The organism is Pseudomonas sp. (assembly GCF_032058845.1).
GTDB lineage: Bacteria > Pseudomonadota > Gammaproteobacteria > Pseudomonadales > Pseudomonadaceae > Aquipseudomonas.
The window spans coordinates 1-17,479 of record NZ_DAMCCR010000091.1 but is presented as its reverse complement, the minus strand read 5'-3'; the positions used below and the strand labels follow the sequence as shown (position 1 = coordinate 17,479).

15 protein-coding genes and 1 pseudogene are annotated in these 17,479 nt (G+C 67.2%); 12 read left to right on the top strand and 4 right to left on the bottom strand.

What is annotated here, in order from left to right:
* The 10 genes and pseudogenes from RT028_RS16040 to RT028_RS15995 form a co-directional block, all read left to right on the top strand.
* Window positions 1-359: pseudogene (locus tag RT028_RS16040) on the top strand (glycosyl transferase family 2); the annotation flags it as partial.
* Window positions 352-1,488 carry a glycosyltransferase gene (locus RT028_RS16035; protein WP_312936105.1) on the top strand — a complete coding sequence of 379 codons (1,137 nt, stop codon included), beginning with the start codon at window positions 352-354 and terminating at the stop codon, window positions 1,486-1,488. The pseudogene RT028_RS16040 and the gene RT028_RS16035, both read left to right, overlap by 8 nt.
* 9 nt (window positions 1,489-1,497) lie before the next feature.
* Window positions 1,498-2,508: a polysaccharide deacetylase family protein gene (locus tag RT028_RS16030; protein WP_312936104.1), complete on the top strand. Its 1,011-nt coding sequence runs from the start codon at window positions 1,498-1,500 to the stop codon at window positions 2,506-2,508.
* Complete coding sequence (locus tag RT028_RS16025; RefSeq protein ID WP_312936103.1) at window positions 2,505-3,809, top strand: oligosaccharide flippase family protein; 1,305 nt, start codon at window positions 2,505-2,507, stop codon at window positions 3,807-3,809. Before RT028_RS16030 ends, RT028_RS16025 begins: the two co-directional genes overlap by 4 nt.
* Window positions 3,806-5,737: a hypothetical protein gene (locus tag RT028_RS16020; RefSeq protein ID WP_312936102.1), complete on the top strand. Its 1,932-nt coding sequence runs from the start codon at window positions 3,806-3,808 to the stop codon at window positions 5,735-5,737. The genes RT028_RS16025 and RT028_RS16020 overlap by 4 nt, the downstream gene beginning before the upstream one ends.
* A 46-nt stretch (window positions 5,738-5,783) precedes the next feature.
* On the top strand, window positions 5,784-6,470 hold the full coding sequence (locus RT028_RS16015; RefSeq protein WP_312936101.1) for a GNAT family protein: 687 nt from the start codon (window positions 5,784-5,786) through the stop codon (window positions 6,468-6,470).
* Between the two features lie 3 nt (window positions 6,471-6,473).
* Window positions 6,474-7,643, top strand: coding sequence for a GNAT family N-acetyltransferase (locus RT028_RS16010; RefSeq protein ID WP_312936100.1), 1,170 nt, complete (start codon window positions 6,474-6,476; stop codon window positions 7,641-7,643).
* The gene (locus RT028_RS16005; protein WP_312936099.1) at window positions 7,612-8,379 is read left to right on the top strand and encodes a ChbG/HpnK family deacetylase; all 768 of its coding nucleotides are present in this window, start codon (window positions 7,612-7,614) and stop codon (window positions 8,377-8,379) included. Before RT028_RS16010 ends, RT028_RS16005 begins: the two co-directional genes overlap by 32 nt.
* 265 nt (window positions 8,380-8,644) lie before the next feature.
* Complete coding sequence (locus RT028_RS16000; RefSeq protein WP_312936106.1) at window positions 8,645-9,715, top strand: enoyl-CoA hydratase/isomerase family protein; 1,071 nt, start codon at window positions 8,645-8,647, stop codon at window positions 9,713-9,715.
* Window positions 9,716-9,728: 13 nt separating this feature from the next.
* A complete protein-coding gene (locus RT028_RS15995; protein WP_312936098.1) occupies window positions 9,729-10,880 on the top strand; it encodes an acyl-CoA dehydrogenase family protein in 1,152 nt (383 codons plus the stop codon).
* 86 nt (window positions 10,881-10,966) lie between these two features.
* Here the strand turns inward: RT028_RS15995 and RT028_RS15990 are convergent, their stop codons facing one another.
* Together RT028_RS15990 and RT028_RS15985 are read right to left on the bottom strand one after the other, a co-directional pair.
* A complete protein-coding gene (locus RT028_RS15990) occupies window positions 10,967-12,823 on the bottom strand; it encodes a DUF3857 and transglutaminase domain-containing protein (protein ID WP_312936097.1) in 1,857 nt (618 codons plus the stop codon).
* Window positions 12,824-13,054: 231 nt separating this feature from the next.
* Window positions 13,055-13,252 carry a hypothetical protein gene (locus RT028_RS15985; protein ID WP_312936096.1) on the bottom strand — a complete coding sequence of 66 codons (198 nt, stop codon included), beginning with the start codon at window positions 13,250-13,252 and terminating at the stop codon, window positions 13,055-13,057.
* A 358-nt stretch (window positions 13,253-13,610) separates the two neighbouring features.
* On the opposite strand from RT028_RS15985, the gene RT028_RS15980 reads away from it, so the two are divergent.
* Complete coding sequence (locus tag RT028_RS15980; protein ID WP_312936095.1) at window positions 13,611-14,426, top strand: AraC family transcriptional regulator; 816 nt, start codon at window positions 13,611-13,613, stop codon at window positions 14,424-14,426.
* Between the two features lie 143 nt (window positions 14,427-14,569).
* Window positions 14,570-14,947 carry a cupin domain-containing protein gene (locus tag RT028_RS15975; RefSeq protein ID WP_312936094.1) on the top strand — a complete coding sequence of 126 codons (378 nt, stop codon included), beginning with the start codon at window positions 14,570-14,572 and terminating at the stop codon, window positions 14,945-14,947.
* A 227-nt stretch (window positions 14,948-15,174) separates the two neighbouring features.
* On the opposite strand, the gene RT028_RS15970 is transcribed toward RT028_RS15975, so the two are convergent.
* Together RT028_RS15970 and RT028_RS15965 are read right to left on the bottom strand one after the other, a co-directional pair.
* A complete protein-coding gene (locus tag RT028_RS15970; RefSeq protein ID WP_312936093.1) occupies window positions 15,175-16,254 on the bottom strand; it encodes a lipocalin-like domain-containing protein in 1,080 nt (359 codons plus the stop codon).
* A partial coding sequence (locus tag RT028_RS15965; RefSeq protein WP_312936092.1) for an ABC transporter permease occupies window positions 16,244-17,479 on the bottom strand: 1,236 nt, incomplete at its 5' end. The genes RT028_RS15965 and RT028_RS15970, both read right to left, overlap by 11 nt.

Genomic DNA, 17,479 nt, shown 5'->3' with positions numbered 1-17,479 from the left:
GCTGGGGGGAATGGCTGGGCAAGGAGCTGTGGCGCCAGGGCAGCCACCTGCAGCTGCTGCGCAGCCACGGCCGCAGCCTGCGCGTGCTGCGCTTTCCGCTGCTGTCGCTGGCGGCCTGGGCCGTGGATTTCGCCGCCTTGCTGGCCCTGAGCTATGGCCAGGTGCTGCCGGCGCTGCTGTTGCTACTGGCCGGGGCCCTGCCGGCGCTGGGCCTGAGCGTACGGCAGAGCCTGCGCCACCGCGACCTGCTGTTCACCCTGCAACTGTGGGGTCTGCACTGGGTGCGCTTGCGCCTGGCCGGTGCGGCCCTGGTATTGAGCCTGTTGAATCGCCCGTCAAGGAGACCCGCCCGTGGCTGAACTGATCTTCTGGACCTGCCTGCTGCTGCCCTTGTTCGCCTGGCTGGGTTACCCACTGCTGCTGGCGCTGGTCAGCCCTTGGCTGCCACGCCCGCGCGCGTTCAGTGGCCCGCCGCTGCACGTCAGTGTGGTGGTGGCAGCGCACAACGAACAACGCCACATCGAGGCCAAGCTGCGCAACCTGCTGGAACAGCAGGTGACGCTGGCCAGCCTGCAGATCGTGGTGGCCAGCGATGGCTCCAGCGATGACACCGTGGCCTTGGCGCGCCGCCTGGATGACCCACGGGTGGTGGTGCTCGACCTGCCACGCCAGGGCAAGAACGCCACCCTCAACAGCGCCGTGGCGCACTGCAGCGGCGACATCCTGGTGTTCACCGACGCCGACGTGCAGTGGCTCGACGGTACCTTTGCGGCGCTGATCGCCCCCTTCGCCGACTCTGGCGTAGGCGCCAGCGGCGGCAACATGGTCATCCCCCTGAGCGGCAAGGGCATGAGCTACGGCGAGGCGCTGTACCGCCGTCAGGAAGCCTGGCTGCGCGGGCTGGAGAACCGCGCCGGCTGCTGCGTGTCGGCCGATGGCGCCTTGCAGGCGCTGCGCCGCACGCTGTACCAGGCGATTCCAGCGCGGGTCAACGACGACTTCTTCATCAGTACCTGCGCCCCCGCCGCTGGCCTGCGCGTGGCCTATGTCGACCACGCCCGCGCCTACGACTTCGGCACCGATGAAGCCGAGCGCCAGTTCAGCCGGCGCCAGCGCGTCACGGTGGGCGGGCTGATCAGCCTCAGGGCGCGCAGCGAACTGCTCGATCCGCGTCGCCATGGCCTGTACGCGCTGGCCCTGATCAGCCACAAGCTGATCCGCCGCCTGGCGCCGGTGCTGTTGCTGCCGCTGCTGCTGAGCAACCTGCTGCTGCTCGAAGAGGGGGCCTTCTATGGCGTGGCCCTGGCCGCGCAAGTGCTGGGTTACGGGGCCGCGGTAGTCGGCTTGCTGGATGCGCGGCGGCGGTTGCCCAGACCCTTTCGCCTGGCCGCCTTCGTGCTGGTCACGGTGGCCGGCATGAGCCTGGGCCTGTGGCAGTTCCTGCGCGGCCATAGCTACAACCAATGGACCCCCAATCACACCCGGTGAGCACCTGCCATGTCGATCAAGAACGATCTGAAACGCGCGAGCGGTTGGCTGTACCTCAATTCGCCCGTCGGCCATCGGCAGTTGCGCGGCGACGGGGTGATCCTGATGCTGCATCGGGTGCTGGCCGACGACGCCAGCGCCGAGCTGGCACACCGCAACGAGCTGTGCGTAGGGCCCGAGGCCTTTGACGGGTTGCTGCGCTGGTTGCGCCAGCACTTTGACTGCGTGCCGCTGATGACCCTGCTGGAGCAGCAGCGCCAACCGCGCCGTGGGCAGCGCCCGCAGGTGGCCCTGACCTTCGACGATGGCTGGCGCGACAACGCATTGCACGCCTTGCCGCTGCTCCAGCGCCATCAGGTGCCGGCGAGCATCTTCCTGTCCACCGACTACATTGGCAGCCGCCAGCGCTTCTGGTGGGAAAGCCTGGGTGAAACGCTGTGGGGCAGCCACGGCCAGGCGGCCGTTGCGCCCCTGCTGGAGCAGCTGCGTGAACAGGGCCACCCGGTGCCTGCGCAGGTCCTGGAACCGGCCACCGACAGCGTGCGCAGCCTGGCCCTGGCGCATTACCTGCAACGGCTCAAGGCGCTTCCCGCTCACACCCTGCGCCAACTCACCGAGACCTGCCCGCTGGAATCGCTGCCGCAAGCCCTGGACTGGCATCAGGTGCGGCACATGGAAGGCACTGGGCTGATCACCTTCGGCCCTCACGGCGCCAGCCACGCGCTATTGCCCGAGCTGGACGACGCCGCACTCGACGCCGAGCTGGCGCGCAGCACGCATGCTCTGCAGCACGGCTGCCTGCACCCCTTGCCGGTGTACTGCTACCCCAACGGCGACCATGATGCGCGGGTCCGCCAGCACCTCGCCGCGCACCACTACCCGTTCGCGCTCAGCACTCGCGCGGCGGTGTGCAAGACCGCTGACGACCCGCTCGCCCTGCCGCGCATCGGCGTCAGCCAACGCACCGCCCGCCAGCCTTCCTTGCTGGCCTGGCGCATCGGCCGTGGGGCACGCGCATGAAGCGCAATGGTTACCTGCGGCACATGGTCCTGAGCATGGGCACCAACGTCGCCATGCTGGTGTTGCGGCTGATGCGCAACGTGCTCCTGGCGCGCATTCTCGGGCCCAGCGAGCGCGGCGTGTTCGCCCTGCTCAATACCCTGCCCGACCTCATCAGCGCCTTCACCAGTGGCGGCCTGAACACGGCCCTTGGCTACCAGGCAGCCAAACAGCGCAACATGGGCCTGCTGCTGACCCAGGTGCTGGTCTATGGCTGCCTGCTGGCGACCCTGCTGACGCTGCTGTGCATCGTGCTGGCGCGCGAGCTGGGCACGCACCTGGAAGCCACCGAGCAACTGGGCCTGCTGGTCTGGCTGCTGCTGGCCGCCGTGCCGCTGTCGGTGCTCAAGGTGGCGCTGCTGACGCTGCACAACGCCTCTGGCGCCACCGGCACCTACAACGCCCTGCGCCTGCTCGAATCGCTGGTGCCACTGCTGCTGTTCGCCGGGCTGTTCTTCATGTGGCGCGATGCTGCCCTGGACGCGGCAGTCATCAGTTGGTTATGCGGGCTGGGGCTGTTCGTCAGCCTGGGCCTGTACTGGCTGGGCCGCGACCACCGCATCGCCCTGCGCTGGGACCGCAACGGCCAGCGCGAACTGCTCAGCTACAGCGCCAAGAGCCACCCCGACGTGCTGTTCCGCCAGGCCATGCTGCGCGGCGACTACCTGCTGATCAGCGCCATGCTCGGCAGCGCGCAGCTGGGCCACTACGCCATGGCCACTGCCGCTGCCGAGCTGCTGTACATCGTGCCGGAGGCTGTGACCACGCCCTTGATGAAGCGCCTGCTGCAACAGGAAAAGGAAATGAGCCGGCTGACCCCACTGGCCCTGCGCCTGACCTCGACCATCATGTTCCTCGCCTGCCTGAGCATGGCGGTGATCGGAGAATGGCTGATCATCACGCTGTTCGGCGCCGAGTACCAACCGGCCTACCCCGCCCTGCTCGGCCTGTTGCCGGGGCTGCTCGGCATGAGCCACGTGAGCATTCTGCGCCTCGACCTGCTGGGCAAGGAGCGCCCCGGCACCGTGTCGTGGATCATGGGCATCGGTGCGGTACTGAACCTGGTGCTGAGCCTGCTGCTGATTCCGCGCTTCGGCATTCTCGGCGCCGCCGTCAGCTCGTCGGTGGCCTACTTCAGCGTGGCGGTCATGATGCTGACGCTGTACTGCCGGCTCAGCGGCGTGTCGGTCTGGAATACCCTGGCGATCCTGCCCAGCGATGTGCGTCCGCTGCTGCAGATGCTGCAACGGGGTGCGGCATGAACGGCGGCGCCCTGGCACTGCTGCTGGCCGGCGCGCTGTTGGCCGGGGCGGTGCAGGCCACGCCGTTGACCTGGGGCGATATTCGCGATGGCAGCCTGTACCTGCAACCGACGCAGCCAGACAGCCTCGCCATCACCTGGCAACCCGCCTGGCAGGCCGATGCCAACGAGGAGTACCTGCACCTGCTCGATGGCCGTGGCCGGCTGCAGGGCGAGCGGCACATCCCCCGTGAGCAGACCTCCGGGGCGCAACGCTGGCCGCTGGCGGCCAGTGCGCACGCCTATCAGCTCGACGTGCCGGGCTACAGCTTTCGCCGCTACCGCATCACCAGCGATGCCAGCACCCGCGCCCAGTTCGCCCCGGCCAAGGTGCATTTCAGCCTGCAGGCGCCGCCGAACACCGTGCTGTACTTCCGCGTCGCGGCGGGCGAGCAGGCCGTGCTGGCCGGCAAGTACCACGGCGGCGTGCGGGCATTGCAGGTCGAGCGCCTGGGCGATGGGCAACGCCTGGACCTGGTGCTCAAGCCGCATGACGCCTATTGGCAGTTCGACCGCCTGGCACTGCCGGTGGTCGACCACGCGCAGACCTTCCGCCTGCGTCTGCACGGTCAGGGCAAGGCGGCGTTCTGGCTTGATGGCACGGCCAACCTGTTTGCGCGGCGTGAAGATCACCTGGGGCCGCTGGCGCTGGCCGACGGTGAGGTCACGCTGAAGGTCGGCGCGGCGCTGCCCGGCCACACGCCAAGCCTGGGCGTGAACGTGCCGTATCAGATGCCGCCGCCAGCCAGCTATGCCGCCATCGATGGGCTGCAGCCGCGCGCCACCGGCTGGTACAGCTTCGTCGATGTGCTGCAGCGCCGCCCCGGCTATGAAGCTGGCTTTCGCCGCTTCTACCAGAGCCGCTACCCCATCGACCAGGACCTCACCCTGCTGTCCGCCACCGAGCGCCGCGCTGTGCTGGCGCTCGACCGCACCACCTTCGCCGGCCTGGACGACTGGCTCAAGACCACCCGCGAGCTGGGCGGCAAGGCCCTGCACTACCTGGCCTTCACTGATGAGCCGAACCTCAACTACCCGGATTTCGACAGCTACGCGCGCTACTTCGAGGCCATGCTGGATCACCTGCAGCGCGTGCCCGGCACCCGTGAGGCCGGCGTGCGCATCGCCATGCCGGCCAGCTCCAACCTGGTGAACGGGCCGATGAGCGAACACAGTGCCGAGCGCATCGGCCTGGACTGGGCGCGGCGCCTGCTGGCCCGGCACCCGGAACAGATCGACGCGCTGGCGTGGCACCAGTGGATGGTCCGCGACCTGCTGGCCACGCGCATCTACCGCGCCCACGTGCGCCAGGCGGCGGAACTGGTCGGGCTCGACGCCCAGGGCCGGCCACGCAAGGCGCTGCTGATCGACCAGACCAACATCTCCAGCGGTTCGAGCCTCAGCCCCTACGACCAGGACACCCATTTCGCCGGTCTGTGGTGGGCGTCGGTGGCGATCAACGCGTCGGCCGATGGCCTGCTGGACATGCTCAACTGGTTTCATCTGGGCGATGAGCAAGGCTGGCCCAAGGGCATGATCGAGGTGCGCGACGGCGAGCAGCGCTTCACACCCAAACCCGTGGCACTGGCCCACCGCTTCATCCAGCAGCACTGGCTGCGCCAGGTGCTGACCCTGGACAACGACGCCTTCGAGGTCGATGCCCTGGCCATGGCCGACGGCCCGCAGCGCAGCCTGCTGGGGGTGAACAAGGCCACCCGTACCCAACAGGTCACCGTCGACGCGGCCAGCCCCTGCGCGGATGCCCGATTGCAGCTGTACGGCGCCGATCAGCGGTCGCGCGACGCTGCGCTCAGCTGCACCGACGGTCGCGTGCGCTTCTCGCTGCCCGGGCAGACGTTGTTCGCCCTGACCTGGAGCACCCGCAGATGACCGTCGTCCCGACCCCGTACCCCATCAGCCCCAGACAGGAGGCACCATGAACCATGCACTGAGCACCCTGCAGCAGTACGTCAAGCGCAAAGGCCTGCGCGGAGCGTTCAACGGCCTCATTCGACGCTTCGTCTACCGTCACGAAGAGCTCTTGTGGATGGAACGCGACCTGGTGACCCCGCCGCCGCCGCACCAGCTCAAGGCGTACCCGCCGCTGCGCATGGAGCGTATCAGCGTGCATAACGTGCAGGCCTTTGCGCGGCATTTCGGCGACCGCATCCAGACCATGCGCGATCTGGCGGCTGAGGGCCACACCGGGCTGATGTGGCTGGACGAGCGTGACGACTGCTGCGTGTTCATCTGGGCCAGCACGCGCGACTACCACGACCGGCACTACTACGGTTGCTGGTTCGCCGTGCAGCCCGGCGAGTACTTCCAGTTCGGCGGCGAGTCGGCGCGGCGCTACTGGGGCACGCAGATCTCCACCGATGCGCAACTGCGGATGTTCCAGGAAATGGCCGCGCAAGGCTTCGTGAAGGTGGTGGATGTGTGTGAGTCGCATAACATCCCGGCGCTGCGCCTGCACCTGCGCATGGGTTACCACGAGCAAGGTCGGGTGGTGCACATCCATCACCTGTTCGGGCGCTGGAAGCTGTTCCGCGAAACCCGCTACAGCGGTTCGTGCCTGGCCCCGCTGCGCAAGGCTGCGGCGCCTTCGGCCGCGGCGGCCTGACCCATGGCCGTCGAACTGCAGTGGTGTCACTCGCTGAGCGAGGCGAGCTTTCCTGCCCAGGCCTACGAGGCGTTGCGCCAGCGCCTGGCCGGTAGCACCCCGTTCAATCACCTGGGCTGGCTGCGCGCCGCCGAACAGGCGCTGTTGCCTGGGCAGCTGCTGGCCGTGCTGCTGGGGTACGAGCATGGACAGTTGCGCCTGTGCCTGCCGCTGGTGCGCAGCCGCGAGCGCTTCGGACCGTTGCGCCTGGCGGTTGTACGTCACCTGGGCTACCCGCTGAGCGATCGCATCGCCTTGCTCATCGAGCTGCCGGTGGATGCCGCCAGCCAGGTGCTGTCCAGCATTCGCCAGCACCTGCCGCATGCGCTGCTGCAATTGAGTGAAGTGCCCTCGGCGGTGGCCAGTGACCCGTGGCTGAACTGCTGGGCGCGGCGCAGTTCGACCTTCGAGCAGCGCCTGAGTTGCCGAGTCCCCGTGCACCGCATCAGCGCGGCCGACCGCCAGGAGATCAGCGGCGACCCGCGCTACAAGCTGCGCCGGGCGCGCAAGCGCATCGCCGCCTGCGGCGCCATCGAACGCCGCGTGCTGGCCGATGCGGCCAACATCGCGGCGCTGCTCGATGCGGTCAGCGCCGTGGAAACCGCCAGCTGGAAAGGCGACGATGCGGTGGGCATCTTCTCCGGGGCGCAGCGCCGCCACTGGATGTACCAGGCCTTTACCGAACTGGCGGCGCAGGGCCTGGTATGCCTGGTACTGCTGGAGCTGGACGGACGTTGCATCAGCTACCGGCTGGGCCTGCTCGAGCGCGGGCGCTTCTACGATTACAACCTGGCCTTCCTGCCGGCCTACCGCGACCTTGGCAGCGGCCGCGTGCTGCTGGAATCCTTGATTCACTGGGGCCTGGACAGCGGCTGGGAATGGATCGATGCCTCGCGGGTCAGCCTGGACAATTCCAGCCACCAGTTGCACGAGCGCCACACCGGTTTCATCGAGCACTGGCGCTTGAGCTGTTTCAGCTGGCGGCCCAGTGGTTTCATCCTGGGGCTTGCCTTGCGCGGCTGGCAATGGCTCAAGCCCTTCGTGCGCAAACGCGCCACACCTGCCGCCAGCGAAGCGGCTCACACGACACAGGAGCATGCCCATGCCAACGAAGGCCATCGTCAACGCGGATGATTTCGGCCTGAGCGCCCGCACCAACGCCATCATCCTGCGCGGATTTCAGGCGGGATTGCTCAGTTCGGCCACCATCATGGCCAACATGCCAGGCTTTGCCGGCGCCTGCGCCATGAGCCAGAAAGGAGCGCTGAAGGGCCACATCGGCCTGCACTTCAACCTCACCCACGGGCGCCCGCTGAGCCAGGCGATCCTGCGCGAGCCACGGTTCTGCAATGCCTCCGGGCATTTTGCCCTGCGCCTGAAACCTTACAGCCTGTTCCTGCGCCGCCGCGAACGGCTCGCCGTCATCGAAGAACTGACGGCGCAATGGGCGCGCTGTGTGGCCCATGGCGTGGTGCCGAGCCATCTGGATTCGCACCAGCATGTGCACAACATCTGGCCGATAGGCGAAGTGCTCGCGCGCTTTGCCCGCGATCACGGGGTGCCGGTGCGTCTGGCGCGCAACATCGGGCTGAACATCGGGCCGTTGAAATGGCTGTTCAAGACGACGCTGAACAAGCGCTTGCGTCATCTGTGCGGCGCCACGGCCGACCACGTCTGCACCCCGGCCGACCTCAAGGCCGGGCTGGCGCCACGCAGTGGCGTGCTGGAGGTGGTGGTGCATCCCAGCGCGCTGGGCAGCAAGGATTTTGGCGACGCCTACCTGGCACGGGGGGAATCGTTGCGCTCGTTGATCGATCAGTACCTGGCCGATACGCCGCGGGTGGGGTATCGGCGGTGTCAGATGGATTGAGTTGCGCGGTCAAGCCTGACCTGGCGCACATCACGGCCCCACCGCCCCTGGAGCCTCGGTACGTTCGCCGCCACCCATCAGGCTAAACATCCCCTCTGCGCCGTTGTCACACCTTCTGAGCGGCCAAGCACCCGCAGGGTAAAAATGCATGCCACTGATGCAGAATTGCCCGTTGTCCACCCCGCTGGCCAGTGCCAGCATCGGCACGCGGGTGACACAGCAATGCCGCTTCCTGGAAATCCAACGACAACGCAAGGACATCGCGATGACTGCACAGGCTCGAACACTGGAGGCCAGCCACGTGCTGGCGACGGTTCGCAACCACATCGGCCACCTCACCCTGAACCGCCCCGAGGGCCTCAATGCGTTGACCCTGGGCATGGTTCGCAGCCTGCAACGCCAGCTCGACGCCTGGCGCGAGGATGATCAGGTCAAGGCTGTGGTATTGCGCGGCGAGGGCCCCAAGGGTTTCTGCGCAGGCGGTGACATCCGCGCGTTGTACGACAGCTATCAGGCCGGCAGCACCCTGTGCGAGGTGTTCTTCGAGGAGGAATACGCGCTCGACCTGAGCCTGCACCGCTACTCCAAACCCGTGGTGGTGCTGATGGACGGTTTTACCCTGGGCGGCGGCATGGGCCTGGCGCAGGGCTGTGACCTGCGCGTGGTCACCGAGCGCAGCCGGTTGGCCATGCCCGAGGTGGGCATCGGTTACTTTCCCGATGTGGGCGCCAGCTATTTCCTGTCCCGCGTGCCAGGTGAGCTGGGGGTGTACCTGGGCGTGACCGGCAAGCAGATCCAGGCCGCCGACGCACTGTACTGCGGCCTGGCCAACTGGTACCTGCCCAGCGCTGCGCTGGGCGATTTCGATGCAGGCCTGGACCGTCTGCAGTTCGGCCCCTACCCGCTCAAGGACCTGCAAAGCCTGCTCGCCGGCCTCGGCCAGCAAATGCTCGAAGAGGCCCCGCTGGCGGAACTGCGCCCGGCCATCGATCACTACTTCAGCCAACCCGACCTGCCTGCGATCATCGAGCAGCTGCGCGCCGTCAACCTTGGCCACAGCCATGCCTGGGCGCTGGCCACCGCCGACCTGCTTGAAAGCCGCTCGCCGCTCGCCATGGCGGTGACCTTGCAGATGCTGCGGCGCGGCCGCGAGCTGGGCCTGGAGCAGTGTTTTGCCCAGGAGCTGCACGTCGACCGGCAGTGGTTCGAGCACGGCGACCTGATCGAGGGCGTGCGAGCGCTGCTGATCGACAAGGACAAACAGCCGCGCTGGAATCCGCGCACCCCTGGCGAAGTGACCGCTGCACAGGTCAGCCGCTTCTTCGACGGCCTGTGAACAGGAGCTGCCCATGCAAGACCTCGAGCTGAATGACGAACAGATCATGATCCGTGACATGGCCCGCGAATTCGCCCGCCACGAGATCGCGCCACACGCCCAGGCCTGGGAAAAAGCCGCCTGGATCGACGACGCCGTGGTGCGGCAGATGGGCGAGCTGGGCCTGCTGGGGATGGTGGTGCCCGACAGCCACGGCGGCAGCTACACCGATTACGTCGCCTACGCCCTGGCCGTGGAGGAAATCTCTGCGGCCGACGGCGCGACCGGTGCGCTGATGAGCATCCACAATTCGGTGGGCTGCGGCCCGCTGCTCGCCCATGGCAACAGCGAACAGCAACAGACCTGGCTGGCACGCCTGGCCAGCGGCGAGGTGATCGGCTGCTTCTGCCTGACCGAGCCACAGGCGGGTTCGGAGGCGCACAACCTGCGCACCCGCGCGGAGCAGGTGGGCGATCAGTGGGTGCTCAATGGCGCCAAACAGTTCGTCAGCAACGCGCGCCGTGCCGGTCTGGCCATCGTGTTTGCAGTGACGGACCCAGCGCTGGGCAAGAAAGGCCTGTCGGCGTTTCTGGTGCCGACCGACACCCCAGGGTTCTGCGTCGAGCGCAGCGAACACAAGATGGGCATCCGCGCCAGCGATACCTGCGCAGTGAGCCTGACCGACTGCCGCATCCCGGCTGCCAATCTGCTCGGTGAGCGCGGCAAGGGCCTGGCCATCGCGCTGTCCAACCTCGAAGGCGGGCGCATCGGCATTGCGGCCCAGGCCCTGGGCATCGCCCGCGCCGCGTTCGAGGCGGCGCTGCAGTACGCCCGCGAGCGGGTGCAGTTCGGCAAACCGATCAACGAGCACCAGAGCATCGCCAACCTGCTCGCCGACATGCAGGTCCAGGTCAACGCCGCGCGCTTGCTGATCCTGCACGCCGCCCGCTTGCGCAGCGCCGGCAAGCCCTGCCTGTCAGAGGCCTCGCAAGCCAAGCTGTTCGCCTCGGAAATGGCCGAGCGGGTGTGCTCGATGGCGATCCAGGTGCACGGCGGCTACGGCTATCTGGAGGATTACCCGGTCGAACGCTATTACCGCGATGCACGCATCACCCAGATCTACGAAGGCTCCAGCGAGATCCAGCGCCTGCTCATTGCGCGGGAGTTGAAGCACTATGCGTTGTAGCAGCGTGGTCCATCGGCCGTGACGGTTCGGGTGCGCAAGGCGCTGGTGGCAGATGCTGCCTCTGTCAGCCAGGTCGGCTGCGTGCTTCAGCTCGCCTGCACGATGATCTGGCTCTGCAGATCGCGAACCATGCTGTCGATGGCCGGCTGCAGGCGTTTGAAATCTTCCGGGGAGCACACGGCGCGCGGGTGGTGGAAACGCATCTGGCGCTCGATCAGCACGCTGTTGCCCTCGCGGCGATAGTGGGCGCTGTAGTCCAGGCTGGAGTCTTGCAAGGCCACCGGTTTCGGCAGTGCCAGCACGTTGACCTCGGGCGGGAACTCGAAGCGGGCGCGCTCCACGGTTGTGCCGGAAAAACACTGGAACCCCTGGCGGCGCTGCTTCTCGAGGGTGAAGCCGTACACCGTCTGGGCGATACCGCCGCCCAGCGTGCTCAAGGCCATCACCCCGACCGGGCCAGGTAGGTTGACGAGGTTTTCAGAGTGACCGGTGAAACGTGTGCGAAAGACGCCATCGGCTTGAAGCGGCTGCACGCTCAAGACGCCACTGCCGCGCTGGCCGTAGGCCGCCAGCACCTGCTGGATCAAAGCCTCGCGCTGTCCCGCACTCAGTGCGGCGACGTGATAGCGAGTGAACTCGCTGGCCCAACCGCGCACGCGGGTGTCGTGCTGAAAATGCGCCGCGCCGTCCCTGTCGACCTTGAACGACAGCTCGCCCTGCGCTTCGCTCATCTGCGTGGCAGGGGTGCGTGCGAGGGCGCCGCTGGCCGTCAGCAGCACCGGTTTGTCGAGCACGCCGAGCGGCAGGTAACCCGCCGCAATGCCGACATCGGTCGAGTCGAGGTAGAGGTCCAGGCTCGGCACATAGGTGAGCACATGATTGAACACGCCCAGGGTCGGCACGCTGGGCAAGGTGTAGGCATTGCCAAGGTTGACCAGCGCTGGCGTGCTGTCGATGCCGACCGCCTTGAGCAGTGCTTCGAGCAGCGCCACGTGGCCCTTGCAGTCGCCGTAGCGGTTGTCGAGCACGGTCTGCGCCGGGTGCGGCACCACCCCGCCTGCGCCCACATACACCGCTACATAGCGGATGTGGGTACGCACCCAGTCGCTCAGGGCCAGCACCTTGTCGCGGGCCGTGGGCAGCTTGGCCGTGAGTTGCCGGGCCATCTCGCGGATGGCCGGGGTGACCTCGACCCGGGCACGGGCCTGGTAGGCCTCGGCGAACTGCTTGAAGTCGGCAAAGGTCGAGACCGCCAGGTACTGACCGTGGTCCAGGTATGACACTGCGCCCGACTCGATACGCGCGCGCTCGATGACCTGATAGTTCCAGCGGTACACCGTCCGGCCGTTGGCAGTGTGCGCAGGCACCGCGTTGAAGCCGCGTGCTTCGGCGTGCAAGGGCAGCCCTTCGGGCAGGTCGTAGGTGATGCTGAACTCACCGATGGGGTGCATCGCCGCAGCGCTGAGATCCTCGAACTGCCCCGGGAACAGCGCTGTGCTGCGCGTACGCTGATAGCGCAGCACCAAGCGGTCACCGACCGCCACCTCGGGGAAGATCACCACCTTGTTCAGCGCATCCCGAAACATCGGCGCCTCGCTGGACGCCGCTTCTTGCTGCTCGCGGATCTGCTCGGGGCCGACGGGGACCTTGCGACCATCAGCCTTCAGCGTGTAGGCCTCGACGACATCAAGGGTCTCGATGGCGCGGTTGTAGCTCAAGGGCTGCTGCGCACGGGCCTGCACAGCGCTCGGCTGGTTGATCAGCACGACCGATTCGACCGCCAGCACGAAGCTGCCGTCAGCGTTCACGGTGAAGTGCTGCAGGTCTTTTTCCAGCGTGACGGAGGGATCGGTGCCGTCAGCGTGGGTCCAGGTGGAGATGAGCAGAAGCAAGGCGCAGGCGAACACTGCGCGCAAGCAGGCAATCCGGGGCGTCGGGAACATGGAGATCCTTCTCGTTCGACGGTTTGGTGGGGAACTGATGCGCAATGATACGCATTTTCACCGCGCATTGCAGGCGAATTGATATCAGCTAGCGTGGGCGAGCGTCAGCAGGCCATGAGGTGTTGACTTGCCGCGTGAACGTGCCAGATGAGGCGTGCCAGTTGGACGTGCCTGTTAGGACGTGCCAGTAGGACGTGGCTCTATCAATGAAGCCGCATGCTGGCAGTTGGATCAGCCCAGGCAGTTGCGCCGGCTGCATTCCGCTTCGGCATCCGGCCTGCTTTGCAGGCTCAACGCCAGGCGTTGTTTTTCCTGGTTGTCATACAGGTCAAAGCGCGCACAGAACGCGCCCGCCCACGACCGGGCCTTACGTTTCGACAATTCCTTTTCAATCGGCAGTGCTGGAACGATGACAAATCGTTGTTGCATGACTGAGCCTCCCCCTGGCAGTGCGTTCACTATTAGCCAGACTATGTGAAACCTTCAAGCTCGCTCATGGGGAGGCGACGAGCGGAATGTTGCCTCCGTGGTAACCGCAGGCTCGATCCAGCCGCGCGGCGGCGCTGCAGCGCTTATCGCTTGGCAGGCGCAGAGCCTGGCGTTGACCGGTTCTCCGACGGGGCCTGCAGAAGCGGCCGAGATGGCCCGGCCCCGCTCTGTCTAGCCACCATCATCAGGAAATGAAATGCTGTACCCACCGCCCGCACCCATCCAAGCCTGATCTCACGCTGGTCCCGCGTCCGAGGTCCGCCTGGAGTGCGGTCACCCCCCGTCATGGAGACCCTGCATGCCTTATCCTGCCCCGCCAGCCCGCAGTGACTGGGTTCTGCGCGCCGATACACCGGGGCGCATCGAACGGATCGAGGCGTGGTTCGGCGGCCATGGCTACGACCCGCACCGTCACGATACCTATTCCATCGGCCGCACCCTGGCGGGGGTGCAGAGCTTCCACTACACAGGTTCTCTGCGCCACGGCCTGCCGGGCACCACGCTGGTGCTGCACCCCGATGAGCTGCACGACGGCATGGCCGGCACCGACGCCGGATTTCGCTACCGCATGGCCTACATCGACCCGGCGCTGATCCAGCAAGTGCTGGGCGGGGAACCGCTGCCGCATATCGTCGGTGGCGTGTCGAGCGATCCGCGCTTGCTGCGCGCCAGCGAAACGCTGGTGCAGGCCGTCGAGCATCCGCTGGCCGAGCTGGAAGAACAGGACGCGGTATACGATCTGGCCATCGCCCTGCGTGCGGTAGCAGGCCGTCCACGTGGGCGCAAGCGCCTGGATTACTGCGCCACCCAGCGGGCGCGGGCGTTCATCCTCGAGCACCTGGAGCAGGACATCACTCTGCCGATGCTGGAGCACGTCAGCGGCCGCGAGCGCTGGAGCCTGTCGCGTGACTTTCGCACGCTGTACGGCACCAGCCCTTATCGCTTCGTGACGCTGCGCCGGCTGGACCGGGTCCGGGCGTTGCTGCTGGCCGGCTGCAGCTTGGTGGATGCCGCGCTGGCAGCGGGCTTTCACGACCAGAGCCATATGACCCGCTACTTCACACGCTGTTACGGCGTACCGCCCGCGCGCTGGCTGCAACGGCTGGGGCGCTGACAGCAAGGCGCGCGCAAGCCAACCCCGCTGCGAGGCCGACAGGAGCATGGCTGCAACCCCGGTCGATAACCTGCAGGATCGTGCAAGCCAGGGGCAGGACCGCCTGGCTAACCTGGCGCTTCATTCACTGATGAGGCTTAGCCATGCACCCTACCCCACCCCGCCATGCCATCAACCTGTTGGACAAGAGCGCGCTGATCGAGCAGCAATGGAGCCCTCGCGTGGTCGCCGAGATGAACGACTATCAGTTCAAGGTCGTGCGCATTGCAGGCGAATTCATCTGGCATGCCCATCCGGAAACCGACGAGGCCTTTCTCGTGCTGGCCGGCACCTTGCGCATCGACCTGCGCGAGGGCCCGGTGTTCGTCCAGCCGGGCGAGCTGTACGTGGTTCCGCGCGGCGTCGAGCACCGCACAGCGGCCGAGGGCGAGGCGCACCTGATGATGATCGAGCCACGAGGCATTCTGAACACCGGGCATGAAGGTGGCGAGCGTACGGCGACCAACGATGTGTGGGTGTGAGCTACGCTCCGGCGTCAAGGGCGACCCTGGGGTTATCGCTGGCCGGTCGGTGACGGTTCTACCAGGCCGGCGCCGCCGGCCCGGTACAGCAAGACACTGACTCACATGATCAGACTCGGCCAGCGAGGCCATGGGTCGTATCGCAAGCCTGCCAATTGGCTCGCACCGGGCGGCCTGTGCTGGGGCGCAATGCACCAGAGGCTCTGGCACCGAGCCTGCCCACACCCTCAGCGCGGCGCCGCATAGCCGGTCATCTCCAGATACCCCCGCCCGCCCGTGCTGCCCTGCACCTTCACCGGGCCCTCCCAGTAGGGAAAGCGTGTGTGCATCCAGGCCTGCGGCTCCAACGCCTGCACCTCGACATCGAGCTGCTTGCCGGGCACTTGCACGCGCCAGCGAGTCGGCACGGACTGGCCCTCGCGCTGGCGCGTCGAGGCCAGTGCGCTGAGCTGGATCTGCTCGCCATGCAACGCCTCGCTGGCGCCGTCGGCGCTGATCCAGGTGCCAGCGCGATAGGGCCCGGCGCCTTCTTGTCGCACCTGGAACAGCATCAGTTTGGCGCCGCTGTCCAGGTGCAGGGAAAACCAGTCCCAGCCTGACTGCCCGGCAGCGAGCGGCTGGCTGCTCCACTCGCGGTCGAGCCAGGCATTGCCGCTGACCTGCACCCGCTTGCCATCGCGCTCGACCACGCCGCTGACCCGGTAGAACGGCTGGCTGTAGTAGTACGACGCCTGACCATGCCCGGACTTCTCGCTGTAGCCCTGATCGCCATGCAGCACCAGTGGGCGCTGGCTAGAGAGGTTCAGGTCATAGGAAAAACCTGCGCCGTTGGCGCGCATGCGCAATCGGTGGATCTGCGCGTCGCCCGCCAATGACCAGTCGTCGATCCAGGCGCGAAACGGCGCGCCCTCGACCCCGGCCTGGCCAATGCCGCCACGGGCCAGGCGTTCGCTGGACTGGTGCCCGCCTGGGCCGGTCAGCGCGGCGTGGGCCATCCACAGGTTGGCGCTGCCCCAGCCAACACCGGCCTCGCCCGGGCGCAGCGCCGAGCGAAACAGCGTCCACTGCGTGCCCCAGTCGCGGCCCTGTTCATCGTGCAGGTTGGCAGTGACGTACCACCATTCGATGCGATAGCCGTCATGGGCGCCGTGGTCTTGCGGGAACACCAGCGGCACGCCGCGTCTGACCTGGGCGAAGGCGGCCGCGTCCTGGCCGAGGCCTGCGTAGCTATGCGGTGTGGGGTCGGGCTGGTCGCAGCCAGCCATGACCAGCAGGCCGATGAGCAGCGCGCAGCGGTCAAGCCTCATGGGTGAAGGTCCTCAGCAGGTCGGCCGGTTGTCGGCGGGCCAGTTGCCACAGGGGCCAGGCACTGGCAGCCAGGCTGGTGAACAGACCGAGTCCGGCCAATTGCAGCAGTTGTGCAGGGAACACCATCAGTGGCAGACGCCAGCCGAACGCCTGCACGTTGACCACTGCCACCAGGCACCACGCCAGCAACAGGCCCAGGGGCATGGCCAGCAGCACGGTGAGGCTGGCCAGCAGCAGGGTCTGGCCGAGCGACAGGCCGATCAGGCCACGCCGCGTCACCCCCAGCGCCCACAACGGCGCCAGTTGGCCGAGGCGGCTTTGCCCAAGGGTCAGCAGGCTGATGAACAATGCCACGCCGGCGATTCCCAGCGTCAGGGTGTTGAGCGCGGCGGTGGCGGCGAAGGTGCGGCTGAACACCTCGGTAGACCAGGCTTTCAAGGTGCCTTGGTCAACCAACCGACTCGGGTCCAGGCCAAAGCGCTGCTGCAACGCAGCCTGCAACGTTGCGCGCTGCCCTGGCGCCACGGTCAAGGCGATGCCGCTGAGGCTCGCCTGCGGTACATGGGCGCGCAACCAGGCATCGTTGACCAGCAGGTGGCCCTTGGGGTTGCCGTAGTCGGCATACACGCCCACCACGGTCAGCGCCGCCTGACCACTGCCCGTGGCCACCGGCAGGTTGACGTCATCGCCCAGCGTCACCCGCAGGCGCCTTGCCAGTTGCTCGCTGAGCATCACCCCACGGCCAGCGGCCAGCTGTGCCCAGGCATCGTCGCTTTGCGCGAGCAAGGGCCAGTGCGTGTGATACCACGGCGCATCGACCACGCCCTGCACCTGGGTGGGCCATTGGCCAAGCCGCAACTCGGCACGCCACGTGGGCAGCCGCACACTCACGGCCGACTGCTCCGCCAGCCATTGGTCGATGCGCCCCGCCTGCTCGCTGTCGCGCGGGGTGACATAGAGGTCGGCGGACAGCCGCTGGTCGAGCCAGCCGGTGAAGGTGCGACGAAAACCTTCGGTCATGCTGCCTACCCCGACGCTGGCGGCCAGGGCCAGCAGCAGCGCCATCAATGCAAGGCTCAGGGCGGGCAATTGCTGACGGCTGTCGGCAACGAACCACTGCGGCAGCGGCCGCCGGCACCACCGCGCCAGGCCCGCCAGGCTGGCGTCCAGCACCAGCGGCAAGAGCAAGGCCGCCGCCAGCAGCAGGCAGGCCAGCAGGGTAAA